13 protein-coding genes are annotated in these 19,191 nt (G+C 64.4%); 4 read left to right on the top strand and 9 right to left on the bottom strand.

Annotated elements, in window-relative coordinates:
* Window positions 1-354 precede the first annotated feature (354 nt).
* From prpB to prpF, 4 genes are all read left to right on the top strand, one after another.
* Complete coding sequence (gene prpB, locus ACZ9IL_RS04610; protein ID WP_476002442.1) at window positions 355-1,239, top strand: methylisocitrate lyase; 885 nt, start codon at window positions 355-357, stop codon at window positions 1,237-1,239.
* A 65-nt stretch (window positions 1,240-1,304) separates the two neighbouring features.
* Window positions 1,305-2,462, top strand: coding sequence for a bifunctional 2-methylcitrate synthase/citrate synthase (gene prpC / locus ACZ9IL_RS04605; protein WP_476002441.1), 1,158 nt, complete (start codon window positions 1,305-1,307; stop codon window positions 2,460-2,462).
* Window positions 2,462-5,080: a Fe/S-dependent 2-methylisocitrate dehydratase AcnD gene (gene acnD, locus ACZ9IL_RS04600; RefSeq protein ID WP_476002440.1), complete on the top strand. Its 2,619-nt coding sequence runs from the start codon at window positions 2,462-2,464 to the stop codon at window positions 5,078-5,080. The genes prpC and acnD overlap by 1 nt, the downstream gene beginning before the upstream one ends.
* A gap of 169 nt (window positions 5,081-5,249) precedes the next feature.
* A complete protein-coding gene (gene prpF, locus ACZ9IL_RS04595) occupies window positions 5,250-6,437 on the top strand; it encodes a 2-methylaconitate cis-trans isomerase PrpF (RefSeq protein ID WP_476002439.1) in 1,188 nt (395 codons plus the stop codon).
* A 101-nt stretch (window positions 6,438-6,538) separates the two neighbouring features.
* Here the strand turns inward: prpF and ACZ9IL_RS04590 are convergent, their stop codons facing one another.
* The 9 genes from ACZ9IL_RS04590 to ygfM form a co-directional block, all read right to left on the bottom strand.
* Complete coding sequence (locus ACZ9IL_RS04590; protein WP_476002438.1) at window positions 6,539-6,793, bottom strand: DUF6719 family protein; 255 nt, start codon at window positions 6,791-6,793, stop codon at window positions 6,539-6,541.
* 200 nt (window positions 6,794-6,993) lie between these two features.
* Window positions 6,994-7,479: a xanthine dehydrogenase iron sulfur-binding subunit XdhC gene (gene xdhC, locus ACZ9IL_RS04585; RefSeq protein WP_476002437.1), complete on the bottom strand. Its 486-nt coding sequence runs from the start codon at window positions 7,477-7,479 to the stop codon at window positions 6,994-6,996.
* A complete protein-coding gene (xdhB, locus tag ACZ9IL_RS04580) occupies window positions 7,476-8,354 on the bottom strand; it encodes a xanthine dehydrogenase FAD-binding subunit XdhB (RefSeq protein WP_476002436.1) in 879 nt (292 codons plus the stop codon). Before xdhB ends, xdhC begins: the two co-directional genes overlap by 4 nt.
* Window positions 8,347-10,662 (bottom strand): xanthine dehydrogenase molybdenum-binding subunit XdhA, encoded by a 2,316-nt coding sequence (gene xdhA / locus ACZ9IL_RS04575; protein ID WP_476002435.1) that lies wholly within the window; start codon window positions 10,660-10,662, stop codon window positions 8,347-8,349. The genes xdhB and xdhA overlap by 8 nt, the downstream gene beginning before the upstream one ends.
* A 285-nt stretch (window positions 10,663-10,947) precedes the next feature.
* Window positions 10,948-12,249 (bottom strand): NCS2 family permease, encoded by a 1,302-nt coding sequence (locus ACZ9IL_RS04570; protein WP_476005302.1) that lies wholly within the window; start codon window positions 12,247-12,249, stop codon window positions 10,948-10,950.
* Window positions 12,250-12,571: 322 nt separating this feature from the next.
* Entirely contained in the window at window positions 12,572-13,888 is a 1,317-nt protein-coding gene (gene guaD, locus ACZ9IL_RS04565) for a guanine deaminase (protein ID WP_476002434.1), read from the bottom strand.
* A 3-nt stretch (window positions 13,889-13,891) separates the two neighbouring features.
* On the bottom strand, window positions 13,892-15,409 hold the full coding sequence (locus tag ACZ9IL_RS04560) for a nucleobase:cation symporter-2 family protein (RefSeq protein ID WP_476002433.1): 1,518 nt from the start codon (window positions 15,407-15,409) through the stop codon (window positions 13,892-13,894).
* 119 nt (window positions 15,410-15,528) lie between these two features.
* Window positions 15,529-18,411, bottom strand: a complete 2,883-nt coding sequence (locus ACZ9IL_RS04555; RefSeq protein WP_476002432.1) for a molybdopterin-dependent oxidoreductase Mo/Fe-S-binding subunit — start codon at window positions 18,409-18,411, stop codon at window positions 15,529-15,531.
* Complete coding sequence (gene ygfM / locus ACZ9IL_RS04550) at window positions 18,408-19,184, bottom strand: molybdopterin-dependent oxidoreductase FAD-binding subunit (protein ID WP_476002431.1); 777 nt, start codon at window positions 19,182-19,184, stop codon at window positions 18,408-18,410. Before ygfM ends, ACZ9IL_RS04555 begins: the two co-directional genes overlap by 4 nt.
* Window positions 19,185-19,191: the final 7 nt, after the last annotated feature.

Raw genomic sequence — 19,191 nt, 5'->3', positions numbered from 1 at the left:
ATTCATTCATGGGTGAAAACATCGTCCAGAGTGAATCTAGGGGGTTACGTAAACGTCCGCTTTGCATCGGGCGACAGCCACTTTTCATCTCATGACACCCCCCGTCGAATTCGTTGCCCGCCCGAGGTGAAGAGGCCAGAATCCCCCTGACCTGGAGTGGCGACAGCCCCATAAACAGTGGCAATACGCCGCAATGAACGGGCTATCGACGTGAATGGAATAACGCATTGCCCCGCCCGGGAAAGGGGCCGGCCAGCGCCGGATCTTCTACCTAAGCAGCATTGACGTTAACGTAAACGTGGTGTGAGATGGTTCTATCCGCAGCAAGACATGAGCAGCATGAAAGGAGTCAGTATGTCCAAGCTATCCCCCTCGGCCGGCCAGCGTTTTCGCATCGCCCTTGCCAACGAAAAACCCCTGCAGATCGTCGGCACCATCAACGCCTACATGGCGCTGATGGCCGAGCGTAGCGGCTTCAAGGCCCTCTATCTGTCCGGTGCCGGGGTGGCCAACGCCTCCTATGGCCTGCCGGATCTCGGCATGACCTCCATGAATGACGTGCTGATCGACGCCGAACGGATCACCGCCGCCACCCAGGTTCCTCTGCTGGTGGATATCGATACCGGCTGGGGCGGCGCCTTCAACATCGCCCGCACCATCCGCGCCTTCGAGCGGGCCGGTGTCGCCGCCGTGCACATGGAAGATCAGGTCGCCCAGAAGCGCTGTGGTCACCGCCCGAACAAGGCCGTGGTCAGCATCACCGAGATGGTGGATCGCATCAAGGCGGCGGTGGATGCCCGCCAGGATCAGGACTTCGTCATCATGGCCCGCACCGACGCCCTGGCGGTGGAAGGGTTGGGCTCGGCCCTCGAGCGCGCCGCGGCCTACAAGGAAGCGGGCGCCGACATGATCTTCGCCGAGGCCGTCACCGAGCTGGAACAGTACGATCGCTTCAAGCAGGCGGCCGGGGTGCCCATCCTTGCCAACATGACCGAGTTCGGCAAGACCGAGCTGTTTGACAAGGAAGCGCTCGCAGCGCACGGCGTGGACATGGTGCTCTACCCCTTGAGCGCCACCCGCGCGGCCAACCAGGCGGCACTGAACGTCTATCAGCAACTGCGCCACGATGGCCACCAGCGCGCCGTGGTCGACACCATGCAGACCCGGGAGTCTCTCTACGACTTCCTCGGTTACCACCATTACGAGCAGACCCTGGATCGTCTGTTCACCAAGGACTAACCCCAGCGACCAGCCGTCTCATGCTGGCGGCTGGCGCTTCAACGGACTGAATGAGGAAACATGTGATGAGCGCCATTCCAGAAACCACCGGCTTCAAGCCGAAGAAATCCGTCGCCCTCTCCGGCACCGCCGCCGGCAACACCGCCCTGTGCACCGTCGGCCTCTCCGGCAACGATCTGCACTACCGTGGCTATGACATCCTGGATGTTGCCACCACCTGCGAATTCGAAGAGATCGCCCACCTGCTGGTACACGGCAAGTTGCCCAATGCCGCCGAGCTGGCCGGCTACAAGGCCAAGCTGAAGGCCCTGCGCGGCCTGCCGGCCGGAGTCAAAACCGCCCTCGAGCAGTTGCCGCCATCTGCCCACCCGATGGACGTGATGCGCACCGCCGTCTCGGTGCTGGGCTGCCTCTCCCCCGAGAAGGACGATCACAATCACCCTGGTGCCCGCGACATCGCCGACAAGCTGATGGCCTGCCTGGGGTCGGTGCTGCTCTACTGGTATCACTTCAGCCACAACGGCAAGCGCATCCACGTCGAGACCGACGACGACTCCATCGGCGGCCACTTCCTGCACCTGCTGCACGGTGAGAAGCCGCGCGACTCCTGGGTGCGCGCCATGCACACCTCCCTCATCCTCTATGCCGAGCATGAGTTCAACGCCTCCACCTTCACCGGCCGCGTCATCGCCGGCACCGGCTCCGACATGTACTCCTGCATCACCGGCGCCATCGGTGCCCTGCGCGGGCCCAAGCACGGCGGCGCCAACGAGGTGGCCTTCGAGATCCAGAAGCGCTATGACAACCCGGCCGAGGCCGAGGCCGACATCCGCGCCCGGGTCGAGAAGAAGGAAGTGGTCATCGGTTTCGGCCACCCGGTCTACACCGTCTCCGATCCCCGCAACAAGGTGATCAAGGAGGTGGCGCGCGAGCTCAGCGAGGAACAGCACAACACCAAGATGTTCGACATCGCCGAGCGGCTGGAATCCACCATGTGGGAGGTCAAGAAGATGTTCCCGAACCTCGACTGGTTCAGCGCCGTCAGCTACCACATGATGGGCGTGCCCACCGCCATGTTCACCCCGCTGTTCGTCATCGCCCGCACCTCCGGCTGGTCGGCCCATGTCATCGAGCAGCGCATCGACGGCAAGATCATCCGCCCGAGCGCCAACTATGTCGGCCCGGAAGATCTGGTGTTCGTCCCGCTCAAGGATCGCAAGTGATGATAAACACTCAGTATCGCAAGCCCCTGCCCGGCACGGCACTGGACTACTTCGACGCCCGTGCGGCGGTCGAAGTCATCCAGCCAGGCGCCTGGGACAGGCTGCCCTACACCTCCCGCGTCCACGCCGAAAACCTGGTTCGCAAGTGCGATCCGGCCATCCTCACCGAGTGCCTGACCCAGATTGCGCTGGGCAAGCGTGAGCGCGACTTCCCCTGGTTCCCGGCGCGCGTGGTGTGCCACGACATCCTGGGCCAGACCGCCCTGGTGGACTTGGCCGGCCTGCGCGATGCCATCGCCGATCAGGGCGGTGACCCCGCCCAAGTCAACCCCGTGGTGCCGGTGCAGCTGATCGTCGATCATTCCCTTGCCGTCGAGTGTGGCGGCTTCGATCCCCAGGCGTTCGAGAAGAACCGTGCCATCGAGGATCGCCGCAACGAGGATCGCTTCCACTTCATCAACTGGACCAAGCAGGCGTTCAAGAACATCGAGGTGATCCAGCCCGGCAACGGCATCATGCACCAGATCAATCTGGAGAAGATGAGCCCGGTCATTCACAGCGATCGTGGCATCGCCTACCCGGATACCTGCGTCGGCACCGACAGTCACACCCCCCACGTGGATGCCCTCGGCGTCATCGCCATCGGCGTCGGTGGCCTCGAAGCGGAGAACGTGATGCTGGGTCGCGCCTCCTGGATGCGGCTGCCGGAGATCGTCGGCGTCGAGCTGACGGGCAAGCCGCAAGCCGGCATCACCGCCACCGACGTGGTGCTCTCCTTAACCGAGTTCCTGCGTCAGCAGAAAGTGGTCGGTGCCTATCTGGAGTTCCGGGGTGAGGGCGCCGCCGCCCTCACCCTCGGCGATCGGGCGACCATCTCCAACATGGCACCGGAATACGGCGCCACTGCGGCGATGTTCTTCATCGACAACCAGACCATCGACTACCTGCGCCTCACCGGCCGCGATGCCGAACAGGTCAAGCTGGTGGAAACCTACGCCAAGGAGGCGGGCCTCTGGGCCGACGCCCTGGTGAACGCCCAGTACGAGCGCGTGCTCAGTTTCGATCTCTCCACCGTAGTGCGCACCCTAGCCGGCCCGTCCAACCCCCATCGTCGCCTGCCGGTCTCGGCATTGGCCGAGCGCGGTATCGCGGTGGATCTGGACAAGGCCCGCGCCCAGGAGGCCGAGGGCCTGCTGCCGGACGGCGCCGTGATCATCGCCGCCATCACCAGCTGTACCAACACCAGCAACCCGCGCAACGTGATTGCCGCTGGGCTGCTGGCACGCAACGCCAACAAGCTCGGGCTGGTACGCAAACCCTGGGTCAAATCCTCTCTGGCGCCCGGTTCCAAGACCGTCGCCTTGTACTTGAAAGAGGCCGGTCTGGACGAAGAGCTGACGCGGCTCGGTTTCGGTATCGTCGCCTTCGCCTGCACCACCTGCAACGGCATGTCCGGCGCGCTGGATCCGGTTATCCAGCAGGAGATCATCGACCGGGATCTGTATGCCACGGCGGTGCTCTCGGGCAACCGCAACTTCGACGGCCGCATCCATCCCTACGCCAAGCAGGCGTTCCTGGCCTCCCCGCCGCTGGTGGTGGCCTACGCCATCGCGGGCACCATCCGCTTTGACATCGAGAAGGATGTGCTGGGCGTGGTGGACGGCAAAGAGATCCGTCTCAAAGACATCTGGCCGACCGATGAAGAGATCGACGCCGTGGTGGGTGCCTCGGTGAAGCCGGAGCAGTTCCGTCAGGTCTATATCCCGATGTTCACCATCGAGGAGGATCACGGTCCCAAGGTTGCTCCGCTCTATGACTGGCGCCCGCAGAGCACCTATATCCGCCGCCCCCCCTACTGGGAAGGCGCCCTGGCGGGCGAGCGCACCCTGCGTGGCATGCGGCCGCTGGCAGTGCTGCCGGACAACATCACCACCGACCACCTGTCGCCCTCCAACGCCATCATGATGAACAGCGCGGCGGGCGAATACCTGCACAAGATGGGCCTGCCGGAGGAGGACTTCAACTCCTACGCGACCCACCGTGGCGATCACCTGACCGCTCAGCGCGCCACCTTCGCCAACCCCCAGCTGGTGAACGAGATGGCGGTGGTCGATGGAGAGGTCAAGAAGGGATCGCTGGCGCGTATCGAGCCGGACGGCAAGGTCACTCGCATGTGGGAAGCCATCGAAACCTATATGGCGCGCAAACAGCCGCTGATCATCGTCGCCGGTGCCGATTACGGCCAGGGCAGCTCCCGTGACTGGGCAGCCAAGGGCGTGCGGCTGGCGGGGGTGGAGGTGATCGCGGCCGAAGGTTTCGAGCGCATTCACCGCACCAACCTGATCGGCATGGGCGTGCTGCCGCTGGAGTTCAAGCCGGGCACCACCCGCCTGACCCTCGGCCTCGATGGCACCGAGACCTATGATGTGCTGGGTGAGCGCAAGCCCCGCGCCGATCTCACGCTGGTGATCCGTCGCCGCAACGGTGACACTGTCGAGGTGCCCATGACCTGCCGTCTCGACACCGCCGAGGAGGTCTCGGTCTACGAGGCGGGCGGCGTGCTGCAACGCTTCGCCCAGGACTTCCTGGAGTCGACGACCCACAAGGCTGCCAGCTAACATCCCCCTCCCAACCTCCCTCTTTATAAGGGGGAGGAAGATAAGAGGAAGGAGTAAAGCCCCTCTCCCTTTGGGAGAGGGTTGGGGTGAGGGGAAATCCCCCTCATCCGCCCTTCGGGCACCTTCTCCCCAAGGGGGAAGGGTTTATCACCCATTTCAGGACTACCCTATGGCCCACACACCTCAAGTCAGAATCCCGGCCACCTATATTCGCGGCGGCACCAGCAAGGGCGTCTTCTTCCGCTTGGGCGATCTGCCCGAGCGCTGCCAGCAGCCAGGCCCGGCCCGCGACAAGCTGTTTATGCGGGTCATCGGCAGCCCCGACCCCTACAGCGCCCATATCGACGGCATGGGGGGCGCCACCTCTTCGACCTCCAAGTGCGTGATCCTCTCCAAGAGCCAGCAGCCCGATCACGACGTGGACTATCTCTACGGCCAGGTCGCCATCGACAAGGCGTTCGTGGACTGGAGCGGCAACTGCGGCAACCTCTCCACCGCCGCCGGTGCCTTCGCCATCCACGCCGGATTGGTGGATGCTGCCCGCATCCCCGACAGCGGTATCTGCGTGGTGCGCATCTGGCAGGCCAACATCGGCAAGACCATCATCGCCCATGTGCCGGTGACCCATGGTCAGGTGCAGGAAACCGGTGACTTCGAGCTGGACGGGGTCACCTTCCCCGCCGCCGAAATCGCGCTGGAGTTTCTCGACCCCTCCGACGACGGTGAAGACGGCGGCGCCCTCTTCCCCACCGGCAATCTCATCGACGAGCTGGAAGTCCCCGGTATCGGTACCCTCAAGGCCACCATGATCAGCGCTGGCATCCCCACGATATTCGTCGAGGCCGAGGCCATCGGCTACACCGGCACAGAGCTGCGGGAAGCCATCAACACCGATCCAGAAGCCCTCGCCCGCTTCGAGCAGATCCGCATCGCCGGCGCCCTGCGCATGGGCCTCATCAAGACATCTGAAGAGGCGGCGACCCGCCAGCACACCCCCAAGATAGCCTTCGTGGCCAGGCCGAAGGACTACCTCAGCGCCAGCGGCAAGCAGGTCAAGGCTGGTGATATCGACTTGCTGGTGCGCGCACTCTCCATGGGCAAGCTGCACCACGCCATGATGGGCACCTGCGCGGTGGCCATCGGCACCGCCGCGGCCATTCCCGGCACTTTGGTGAACCAGGCTGCGGGCGGCGGCGAGCGCGAGGCGGTACGCTTCGGCCATCCGTCCGGCTCCCTGCGGGTTGGCGCCCAGGCTCGACAGGTGGATGGGGAGTGGATGGTCACCAAGGCCATCATGTCCCGCTCCGCCCGCATCCTGATGGAAGGTTGGGTACGCGTACCGGGAGATGCCTTCTAATTCGCCGGGCCGCGACCTGCCTGCCGACGACAGAAACGCAGAACCCAGGCGACGGCCTGGGTTCTTTTTTAGCAAATATTGTACTGACTAATTCGTATTCTTCACTTTAGACGTGCCACGCACTCCACCTGACGCGGGATATTCTTCTGCGCATCTCCCCCGATCAGCTGCTTTACCTGACCGGCCGGGCACTGGCCATCGTCCACATAGACCTTCTTCCCGTACGCAATGCCGCCCGGCGGGGGATCCTGCGGCAGATATTCGATGGGGGCCGGGGTGACGATGGCACAACCGGACACCAGGCTCACCACTGGCAACAGCGCCAGCAACATCGTTCTCTTCCATGCAACAGCCATAGGCCACTCCCTCTGTGTGATCCGAATGCGCCTGGTTCATACCCCAGGCCGCATCGACTCACGCAGTGTAGTCACCCCTGCCCCCGAGCCGATACCCATCCCCGGCTGCGCTGTGACGGATCCAGACACAAACAAGCCAAATATGACGAAGGCCAGCCCCGCGAGAGTCGGGCTCGCTCATGGTCGGCTCCCGACCCGGCTCAGCCCCGGCAGCAGCGCTTCACCGCCCGCACCACGTTCTGGTAGCCGGTGCAGCGGCAGAGGTTGCCGGCCAGACCGCGGCGGATCTCCTCGTCGGTCAGTGGATGGCGATCCGTCTTGTCCAGCAGGGCGGCGCTCGCCATCACCAGTCCCGGGGTGCAGAAGCCGCACTGTACCGCCCCCTCGTCGATGAAGGCCTGTTGCAAATCGGAGAGCTGGTTCCCCTTGCGCTCTCCCTCCACGGTGCGGATGGACTTGCCATCGGCCCAGACCGCCAGATAGAGACAGCTGTCGATGGCTACCCCATCGACCCGCACTGTACAGGCGCCGCACTCACCGACGCTGCACCCCTCCTTGACGCTGATGAGCCCCTGTCCGCGCAAAAAATGGAGCAGCGACATGCTGGGGGAGACCGCATAGGAGTAAGGCTTGCCGTTGATCTCGCACTGGATCGCCACGGCGGGACAGGCTTGTGGTTGCATCATAGGATCTGGCCTCCGGCCCGTTCGACGGCGCAGGCGACCACCCGCTGCGCCAGGATCTGGATAAGATGCAGGCGAAATGCTTTCTCCGCCCGCCAGGAGGAGCGCGGCGCCACGTCCGCCACCACCGCCTCGGCGATGGCCGCGAGCGTCGCCTGGGTCAGGGGTTGCCCCTCGGCCGCGGCTTCTGCGTGAGGTGTTCGCACCGGCGTCGGCGCCGCCACCCCGTAGGCGAGGCGCAGCGTCTTGAAGTGGCCATCCTCGAGCTGGCAGTAGGCGGCACAGCCGATGGTGGCGATGTCCATGGCACCGCGCATGGCGTATTTGAAGTAGTGGGAGCCCACCTGGGGATGGGGATCCGGCGCGAAGTGAAACGCCACCAGCACTTCCGCTGCTTGCAGCGCAACCTTGCCGGGGCCGGTGTGAAAACCGGCGATGGGAACGCGGCGAGTGCCGACGGGCCCTGCTATCTCGAGCTCGGCCTCCAGCGCCACCGTGGGGGCCGCCGAATCGGCACTGGTGGCGCCGTTGCAGATGTTGCCGCCATAGGTGGCTATGTTGCGGATCTGCGGGCCGGCGAGGGTGGCGGCCGCCTCCGCCAACATGGGCAGGCGCCGTCGCACCAGTTCATTTTCAATCAGCTCGGTGAAGGTGGTGCCCGAGCCGATGCGAACCGAGCCGTCGGGGATCTCGCTCACCCCCTTGAGCTCGGGCAGGTCGTGAATGTCGACGATGTGGCGATAGGCGGGGTTGAGGTGATGCAGCTGGATCATCACATCGGTGCCGCCGGCCAGCAGCCGCGCTTGCGGGTCTGCCTGCAGCAGGGCCACGGCCTCGGCGATGCTGCCAGCCTTGTGGTAGCGGGCGATATCAAACATGGCGTTGCTCCTCCCTTGCGCCCTCGATGAGGCCGGCCCGCACAAACTCCCGGTAGAGGGTCTTGGGGGTGATGGGCAGTTCATTGATGGCGACCCCGGTGGCCATGCGGATGGCGTTACGGATGGCGGGCCCCGGCGAGATGATGGGGGGCTCCCCGAGGGACTTGTGGCCATAGACCGACTGGGGCTCAAAGGTCTGCACGAAGTCACACTCGAGCTCGGGCAGGTCCAGCATGGTGGGGAACTTGTAGTCGAGCAGGTTGGGATTGCGCACCACCCCGGTCCTGGCGTCGATGATCATCTCCTCGAACAGGGACCAGCCGATCCCCATCCCCATGCCGCCGTGCACCTGCCCCTCTGCCAACTGCGGATTGAGGATCTTGCCCGCATCGTGCAGGTTGAGAATGCGGTTGATGGTCGCCTTGCAGAGATCGATGTCGACACTGAGATCGACGAAGGTGCAACCAAAGCTCGGCGGGTTGGTGGTGGTCTTGTGGGAGACTTCCGATGTGATCTGGCCGCCGATGGTGAGGTGGTAATAGGCATTGACCGACACCTCGGCGACGCTTATCAGCACCTTGTCCGGCGCGCCAGCCAGCACCACGTAGCCGTCGATCAGGGTCAGCGAACCCACATCCTGATGGCAGAGCTGGGCCGCCAATGAGAGGATGCGCGCCCGCAGTTGCAACGCCGCCTGATGGATGGCGGGGGCCGCCACATAGCTCTGGCGCGAGGCGAACGAGCCCGGATCGTAGGCGGTGATGTCGGTATCCTGGGTCGAGATGACCCGGATCTGCTCAAACGGGATCCCCAGGGTCTGGGCCGCCATCTGGGCAAAGACGGTATCCGATCCCTGCCCTATCTCGGTGGCGCCGATCTGCAGATTGACGGTGCCATCCTGGTTGAGCAGCATGCGGGCGCCGGCAATTTCGACCCCCACCGGGTAGGTGTTGGAGCCGTAGCTAAAGCACGCAACCCCGATGCCGCGCCGCACCCTGAGCCGGGGATCCTGCGCCAGACACTCGGCCTTGAGCTGCTCCCACTCGAACTGCTCGCCGCCCCGTCGCAGACACTCGGGCAAGCCCGCGCTGTAGATGGTCTTCTGGTTGACCTGGTTGACGTCCCCCTCGCGGGCCACGTTGGCGATGCGCACCGCAAGCGGGTCGAGCCCCAGCTCGGCACAGGCGTCATCCAGCAGGCACTCGAGGGCGAACACCACCTGGGGCGCACCGTAGCCGCGCATGGCCCCGGCGGTGGGCAGGTTGCTGTAGAAGGTGCGGGCATCGTAGCCAAAGGCGCTGCGTGGGTAGAGGTAACTTATCTTGTTGGCTCCGGCGCTGGCGATGGAGTGGCCGTGGGAGGCGTAGCCACCGGTGTTGGAGAGCACGTCGAGGCGATAGCCTTCGAGCACGCCGTCCCGACTCATGCCGAGTTCGCCGTCGATGGCGAAGCCGTGGCGGGTGCGGGACGCGAAGAAGCACTCCTCCCGGCTCAGGGTCACCTTGACCGGCACGCCGCCGAGCTTGTGGCTGAGGAAGGCCGCCATCGGCTCCTCCAGCACGTCCTGCTTGTTGCCAAAACCGCCCCCCATGTAGGGCTTGATCACCCGCACGCTGGACCAGGGCAGGCCGAGGGACTTGGCCACCCGGCTGCGCACTATCTGGGGGATCTGGGTGCTGGAGACCACGACTATATGATCCGGCTGATCCATGTAGGCGTAGCAGGTCACCGTCTCCAGGTGGCAGTGCTGCACCACCGGGGTCCGATAATGGCCCCGATACTGAAACGCCGCCCCGGCGATGCGCTGCTCGGGCTCCCCCGCCCGGATCTGGCTCTGGCGCAGCAGGTTGCCGCTCGGGTGTATGGGGTAGGCGTTCTCGGCCAGGGCACTCTGGGCGTCCGTCATTACCGGCAGCGGCTCGTAGGTCACCTTGACCAGGGCAGCGGCCTTCTCGGCGACCAGCGGATCGCGCGCTACTACGATGGCGACACCATCACCAAAGTGGCGCACATGGTCGGTGAGCAGCCGCCTGTCTTTGACGTCGCGCTTGGCCTCATCGAGGGACCAGGCGTGGCCGGCGGTGCGAAAACAGCGGCTGGGTACATCCTCGTGGGTGAACACGGCCTCGACCCCGTGCAGGGCGAGTGCCTCGGTGCAATCGATGGCGAGCACCCAGCCGTGGGCGATGGGGCTGCGCACGTACTTGGCGTGGCGCATCCCCAGCATGATGTGGTCATCGGTATAGCGGGCGCCGCCAGTCACCTTGGCCTCGGCATCGACCCGCTTGAGCGGTAATCCTATGGACATGATCAAGTCCTTGTGTCGCAGGAATAAAATCCAGAACCAAGACCAAAACAGCAAGATATGTGCCGATTTCCCGGTCGGCCGACCACCATGGGGATAAATGGAGAGAAGTGTGAAGAAGATCCCGTCCGGCACCCGATTACACCTTCAGGACGGAGCGGCGAGTGGCGTGAACGGGCGGGTTGAACCCGGCGGCCTTATCAATCTGGTAGGCCCCATTATCAAAATGGTACCGGGCCTTGAAAAAAACGGGGCCACCCGGTGGCCCCTGTCCCGTTGCGCGCCGCGCTAGATGGCCCAGCCGCCGGCATAGAAGAGCACCAGCGCCAGGGCGATGATGACGGTGCCCGGGTTAAGTCTGCGCCACTCGTTGGAGCAGATGCGGCCTATCACCAGCGCGCTGAAGCCCAGCATGATACCGGTGACTATGTTGCAGGTGAGCACGATGAAGACGGCGCACACCAGGCCGGACATGGCGCCCACGAAGTCATCGAAGTCGAGCTTGGTAACGTTGCTCAGCATCAGCAGCCCCACGTACATCAGGGCCGGCGCCGTGGCATAGGCCGGCACCAGATAGGAGAGTGGCGAGAGGAACAGCATCAGCAGAAACAGCCCCCCCACCACGGTGGCGGTGAGGCCCGTCTTGCCGCCCGCAGCCGTTCCCGCCGCAGATTCGATGTAGACCGCGGCCGGCGCCGCCCCCACCAGACCGGAGAAGATGCTGCTGATGGAGTCGGCGCTCAGCGCCTTGCCGCTGTTGATGATGTGGCCGTCCTTGTCCAGCAGGTTGGCCTGCCCCGCCACCGCCCTGATGGTGCCGGTGGCATCGAACACTGCCGTCATCACCAGCGCCAGCACGCTCGGCAGCACCAGGGGCGAGAGGGCCCCCATGATATCGAGGCTGAAAATGAGGGAGTTGCCCTGCTCATCGGCGAGGCTCGGCATGGCGAACAGCCCCTGATAGGTCACCGCCGGATCGAAGATGAGCCCGAACAGGGAGATCCCGATGATCACCAGCAGGATCCCGCCAGGCACCCGAAGCTTCTCCAGGCCGACGATCATCGCCAGCCCGATGAGGGACAGCATGACCGGCATGGAGGTAAAGGCCCCGAGCGCCACCGGCAGCCCCTCCAGCGGGTTCTTGATCACCAGCCCCACCCCGTTGGCGGCGATCAGCAGCAGGAAGAGCCCGATGCCGATGCCGGTACCGTGGGCTATCCCCATCGGCAGGTTGTCAAGGATCCAGCTGCGCACCCCGGTCACCGAGATAGCGGTGAACAGGATCCCCATCAGGAAGACGGCGCCGAGGGCCACCGGAATGGAGATCTGTTGCCCCAGCACCAGGCTGAAGGCGGTGAAAGCGGTGAGTGAGATGGCGCAGCCGATGGCCATGGGCAGCTTGGCCCAGAGCCCCATCAACAGCGACCCCAGCCCCGCAACCAGGCAGGTGGCTACGAACACGGCCCCCGGCGGAAAACCCGCCTTGCCGAGCATGCTCGGCACCACTATCACCGAGTAGACCATGGCGAGGAAGGTGGTGAGCCCCGCCAGCACCTCCTGGCGCACGTTGCTGCCCCGTTCGCTGATCATGAAGTAACGATCGAGTGCTCCGATGTCGGATGGCTGTTGCCCCTGGTCCTGGCCTGCGACGGCCGCTTCCACACTGCTTGTTCTGTTTGCCTGGCTCATAGCCAACTCCTTCCTGCATCCCTGAATATGTCGTGACGAAATGGTGGCCAGTGCCGTGGTCTCTGCTGTCACGGTCGCAGGCATCATGGGTTTGCAGGCAAGACAAAGGTTTGACTTGCCATTCAAAAAAACCGGGCCATTTCACCTTCTGTTGCGGGACAAACGCCCCGCCCGTCGTGCGGGGCCGGCACCTTGCGGGGTGCCAGCCACCGTATTTGCCTCCCTAACCCCGCTCGTGCACCAGCTGACCGGCCACATAGGTGCGGTAGATGGATCTGTCATCCCCCAGGGTCAGCAGCACAAAGAGCTTGTCCCGCAGGGTGGTGGAGTTGTCATAACGCAGTTGCTGCAACGGGGTGGCGACCGGGTCCAGCACCACGAAATCCGCCTCCTTGCCGATGGTAAAGCTGCCTATCTTCTCGTCCAGCCCGAGCGCATGGGCGCCACCCAGGGTTGCGAGATAGAAGGCCTGATAGGCCGACAACCGCTCCCCCTGCAGCTGCATCACCTTGTAAGCCTCGTTGAGGGTCTGCAGCATGTTGAAGGTGGTGCCGGCGCCGATATCCGTGCCCATGCCCACCTTCACCTGTTTGCGCCACGCCTTGTGCAGCTTGAACAGACCGCTGCCCAGATACAGGTTGGAGGTGGGGCAGAAGGCGATGGTGGAGCCGGTCTGCTGCAGGCAGTCCCACTCCTGTTCTTCGAGATGCACGCAGTGGGCAAACACGCAGTTATGACCGGTCAGTCCGTGCTGGTGGTAGACGTCGAGATAGCCCTGATGCGTCGGGAAGAGCGACTTCACCCAAGCGATCTCGTCCTTGTTCTCGCTCAGGTGAGTGTGCAGATAGGTGCTGGGGTACTCTTCGCGCAGACGCCTGGCCATGGCCAGTTGCTCGGGGGTCGAGGTGGGGGCGAAGCGCGGCGTGATGGCGTAGAGCAAACGCCCCTGACCGTGCCAGCGCTCGATGAGCGCCTTGCTCTGCTCATAACTGCTCTGCGCGCTATCCAGCAGATAGTCGGGGGCGTTGCGATCCATCATCACCTTGCCCGCGATCATCCGCATATTGATGCGGCTCGCCGCCTCGAACAGGGCATCCACCGACTCGGGGTGGACTGTTCCGAACACCAGCGCCGTGGTGGTGCCGTTGCGCAGCAACTGCTTGATGAAGAAGGTGGACATCTCGCGGGCATAGTCGAGATCCTGATAGCGCCGCTCCGCCGGAAAAGTGTGGCGATTGAGCCACTCCAGCAGTTGTTCCCCATAGGCGCCCACCATTTCGCTCTGGGGATAGTGGATATGGGTGTCGACGAAGCCCGGCACGATGAGCTTGCCGCGGTAGTCGCGGATCCGCACCTCGGGCGGGACCCGCGTCCGGCCCTCCTCCCACTGGCCGATCCAGTCGATGCGGCCCTGGCGGATGATCAGCAACCCATCCTCCATGAGCCGTGCACTGGCCTCTATTTCCTCGGGCTGCGCCACCACCTTGGTGATGTCGAAGAAGCTGCCCCTTATCGCCTTGATTCCGTTGTCATGGTTCATCTGTCACTCTCCTCTGATCCGAACCGATGAGAGCACGGGCTCGTCAACCAGGATGCCGGCGGGCGACAGGGGGTCGCTCTTTTCGGAGACCACCTGGGTGGCCACCTCGGCCTTGTCGCTGAGCCGGATCAGCTCCACCTCCCGCTGGTTCGCCGCCGCGGCTTGCTGCTTGCGACTGAGGGGGATCAGCAGGTTCATGATGATGGCGGTGATGCCGCCGGCGCAGATGGGGTTCTCCACCAGCACGTAAAGGGCGTCAGGCAGCACCCTGAACACGCTCGGATCATAGGAGACCCCGAGCCCCAGCCCGAGGGAGGTCGCCACTATCAGGGTCTCCCGCCGATCCATGCCATTGGTCATGATGATGCGGATCCCCGCGATCGCTATCATGGAGAACATCAAGGTCATGGCGCCCCCCAGCACCGGCGAGGGAATGGTGGTGAAGAAGCGCCCCACCACCGGGAAGAGCCCCATGATCACCAGGATCATGGCGATGAACTTGCCCACGTGGCGCGAGGCCACCCCGGTCATCTGGATCACCCCGTTGTTCTGGGAGAAGGTGGTGAGCGGCAGAGAGCCGAGAGCCGAGGCGATCACCGAGACCAGACCATCCGCCAATACGCCCCCCGTCAGGCGACTCTGGTACTCCTCCCCCTCCACCGGGCGATGTGAAACCATGGCCGTAGCGGTCAGGGCACCCACCGCCTCCAGCACGCTCAGCAGGTAGATGGTGCCCGCCACCAGGAAGGCACCAAAATCAAACGAGAAGCCAAATTTGAACGGCACCGGCACCGTCACCAGCGGCAACCCCTGCAGCACGGAGAAATCCACCATGCCCAGCATGATGGAGGCCAGGTAGCCCGCCAGCAGCCCGATGGCGATCCCCCCCATCCTCAGCAACGGGCTCTTGCAGCAGTTGAACCCGATGACCACCGCCAGCACCAGCAGCCCCACCCCTATGTTCTCGTAAGTGCCGAAGGTGCCGCTGCTCTTGGCCGACATGCCGCCACCAAAATCGATGATGCCGACCTTGATGAGGCAAAGCCCGATCATCAACACCACCACGCCGCTCACGGTCGGGGTGATCACCCGGGTCAGGTAGGGCAGCACGAAGGAGGCCCCCATCACCAGGAAGGCCCCGACAAAGGAGATCCCCAGCAAGGAAGAGATGATCTGGGCTTCGTCTATTCCCTCCTGCCCCATGGCGGTGCCGATGGAGATCATCACGGTGACAAAGGAGAAGTTGACCGACTGGATCGACAGCAGGCCCGAGCCGATGGGCCCGTAACGGTTCACCTGCAGCCAGGTGCCGATGCCGGAGGCGATCATGGACATGGAGACCAGATAAGTGGTGGTCTCTGGCGAGAGCTTGAGGGCGGCCCCGACGATCAGCGCCGGGGCAACCATGGGAACCAGTATGGCGAGCAGATGAGTCACGGCCCCGATCAGCGACTGGCCGAAGGGGGGCTTGTCTTCCAAGGCGTAGATCAGCTCAAATTCCGAGCGCGATTTATCAGACATCCTTATAACTCCCGGGTTATCGAAATGAGGGCCTGCCATCCCGGAGCCCGGGCAGTGCCCGGAATCCGGATTGGCCGATCGGCCGGCGCAGGCCCGCCGATCGGTATCAGGCGATGCCGTTACTGCAGCTTGCCCAGCCCCCGCAGAATCTGCTCCGGCGTGAAGTGCCAGCGGCGCAACCAGACCCCGCAGGCGTCGTGGATGGCGATGGCGATGGCCGGCGCCGCCCCGTTCACCCCGATCTCCGAGATGGACTTGGCACCGTAGGGGCCGACCTTGTCGTCACTCGGCACCAGATAGGCCCGGAAGTCCCGCGGGATGTCGCCTATCTTGGGGGCGCCATAGCTCTTGAGATCCCGGGTGATCGGGTTGCCCTTGCCGTCGTAGCAGATCTCCTCGGTCAGGGAGTGGCCGATGGCACGCAGGGTGGCGCCATAGATCTGGCCAAGCGCCAGCTCCGGGTTGATGGGGGTGCCGCAATCGAGCAGGGCGTGGAACTTGTCGAGCCGGATCTCGCCGGTTCTGAGGTTGACCGCCAGCTCGACGAAGTTGGCCCCGTACGGGAAGGCCAGCTCGGTGGTGATGTAGCTGGCGGTGCCCACCAGGACCCCGAAGCCGGTGCCGGTCTCGGCCTTGTGGGCTATCTTGGCCACAGACACCTCCCCCAGCTTGCCGCACACTATCCCGGGATGGGTAAGCTCGACGTCCTCCACCGGCTCGCCCAGCATGGCCGCACCGTGGAACAGGATCTTCTCCTTGAGGTTCTCGGCCGCCTTCTTGGCCGCGTTGCCGGAGAAGCAGGTGCCGGACGAGGCGTAGGCCCCCTTGTCGAACAGGGCGTGGTCCGTGTCCCCCGAGATGACGTGCACATCACCGAGCGGGCAGTTGAGCACCTCGGCGGTCAGCTTGGTCACCACGGTATCGAGGCCAGTGCCCAGATCGGCGCCGCCGGAGTGGACGATGAAGGTGCCGTCCGATTCCAGCTTGACCATGCAGTTGGCCTGATCTATGTCCGGGATCCCGGATTTTTGCATGATGATGGCGACCCCACGGCCGATACGCCAATCCCCCTCTGCGGCTTTGGGGCTGTCCCACTGGATCAGCTCCCGCCCCTTTTTGAGGATGGGCTCGAGCGCGCAGCTGGCGGCGTGGGGCACCGAGGTCGGCATCTTGCCCTCACCTATGGCCCCCAGCACCTTGAGCACGTCCCCTTCCCGCACCCGGTTGCGCTCCACCATCTCGAGCTGATCGATGCCGAGCTGCTCCGCCAGTTCGGCAATCGCCATGGTCAGCGCGAAGTTGCCCTTGGGGGCACCATAGCCCTGATAGGCACCGGTCGGGCAGATGTTGCTGTAATAGGTGTTGACACAGAAACGCACGTTGTCGCAGGGGTAGAGCGGCAGGGAGAGCGCCGGGCCATTGCTCGGCACCGTCAGGGAGTGGTTGCCGTAAGGGCCGGTGTTGGCGCGAAAATCCATCTCGATGGCGGTCAGGGTGCCATCTTTCTTCGCGCCGACCTTGACGGTGACCTTGGCCACGTGGCGGGAAGTGTTGCTGATGAACTCCTCCTCGCGGGTGTAGCGGAACAGGACGGGACGGCCGGTGACCTTGGTGGCCCAGGCACAGACCTCCTCCAGCAGAATGTCCTGCTTGGAACCAAAGCCCCCCCCTACCCGCTCCTTGATCACATGCACCTGATGCTGCTTCATGCCGAGGATGCGCGCGACCTGACGGCGCACGTGCCAGGGCACCTGGGTGGAGGCGTGAATGACCAGCCGGTCCCCATCCATGTAGGTGAAGCAGATATGGGGTTCGGTCGGACACTGTTGCGCCTGGGTCGACTCGTAGGTGCGCTCCAGCACCAGATCCGCCTCGGCGAAGCCCTTGGCCACGTCGCCAATCTGGCCGTGGACGCTGGCGGCCAGGTTCTCGTGGGGACGCGATCCTATCGGGAAGTTGATGACCATGTGCTCGTCGCCGCGATAGACGGCATTGGCGTTCTGCGCCTCCAGATCCGCCGGTGCTCCCGCCATGTAGACGATGGGTTCGTCGTGCACCAGGGGGGCATTGGGCGCCATCGCCTCGTCGATGCTCATGACCGCGGGCAGCACCCGGTATTCCACCTCGATCAACCTGAGGGCGGCGAGCGCAATGGCCTCGCTCTCGGCCACCACGGCGGCGATCCTGTCCCCCACGTGACGCAGCTTGCGGCCAAACATGCGCCGATCAAGCGGTGACGGCTCGGGGGCACTCTGACCCCCCGGGGTGTAGTAGACATCCGGGCAGTTGAGGTGGGTGATGACGTGCACCACGCCGGGCAGCGCCTCGGCCCGGCTCACATCCAGCCTCGTGATCAGGGCATGGGGGTGGGGGCTGCGCAGCATCTTGATCACCAGCGCGTCCGGGCTGACCCTGTCCTCCACATAGCAGGGCTTGGCCTGCACCATCTTGGCGGCGTCCACCTTGGGACAGCTCTTGCCGATGTGGCGCAGATCGCTTCGAAACTCGGGGGCGACCTGGCACAGGTAGTCGGGATCCTTCATCCGCGCGCTGGCAAGCTCGATGGCCTGATAGAACTGCTGGTAACCGCCATCGCGGTGGAACAGGCCGGAGAGCGCGTCGTCCACCTGGGCACGGGTCGGCTCGGGATGGCGATCCAGCAAGTCGGTGACGATCAGGGCGGCGGCGGGATCGTTGTAACCGGACTGCACCACGCCGACGTCCACCATGGCCTGTTGCGCCAGGCTCAGCTGATTCCAGCTGCCGAGGGATTCGGCGGTGCGCACCTGAGCCCCGTTCAGCTGGGCGGCGATCAGCAGGGAGGCATTGACCAGCTTGCCGTTGAACAGTATGGCGTCGGAGCCGGCGAAACCGAAACCGTCGTCGCTGTTGCGCACCGAATGCATGCGGCACTGTTCGAACAGCAAGCGCTGGGCATTTTCCCCCGCCGGGCAGATGACGGTGCGCAGGGCACCGTTCAGTATGAAGTTGAGTTCCATCATGCTTGCACCTCCTGCTGCTGGCAGTCCACCAGCAGATCCGCCACCACCACGCCGCTGATATAGCGCTTGTACGCCACGCTGCCCGCCAGATCGGCGCGGGGCACCAGCAGGTTGCTCACCGCCGTCTCCAGCGCCCCGTCATGAAGGCCGTGGCGCTCCACGTCCCGCAGCCGCATCGGCTGTGGTGTCACTCCGGCCAGGGCCACCCGCATCTCGCCGAGGCTGTCGAGGGCCACGGCGGCGGTCATCACCGAGAGGCCATCGGCGTTGCGGCTGATGCGACGGGTGGCGCAGCGCAACTCAGGCTCAGGCAGCACCAGCCCCAGGATCAGGGCGTTGCGCTGGCCGGCCAGGTATTCCTCTATGGGTTGCAGCCGGTTGTGCTCCAGCACCAGCACCGCCTCCAGCACCAGCAGCACCGGCAACAGGGGGGAGTCCTGCTGCTGGCAGGCCAGCTCGCCACCGAGGGTGGCCTGATTGCGCAGGTGACGGGAGTAGACGAAGCCCAGCGCCTCGCGCAAACAGGCCGGGGTACGGGGATCATCCCTGAGCGCCTGCAGGGTGACGGTGGCGCCGATGTGGAGCTGGCCGTGCTGTTGCTCGATCTGATCCAGCCCCAGCCGACTCAGGGAGATGGCGACCTTCTTGTCGGTACGGGTCGGGGTGGCGTTGAGCTTGCTGCCGCCCCCCATGTAGACGGCGTCGTTGCCAAAACGGGCCTTGACATCCAGGGCCTGACCCAGGAGTTCGGGTCGGAAGAATTGCTCTATCATGTGTCGT

The organism is Aeromonas sp. TECH754, assembly GCF_056279295.1.
This window is presented reverse-complemented; position numbering and strand designations above follow the sequence as displayed.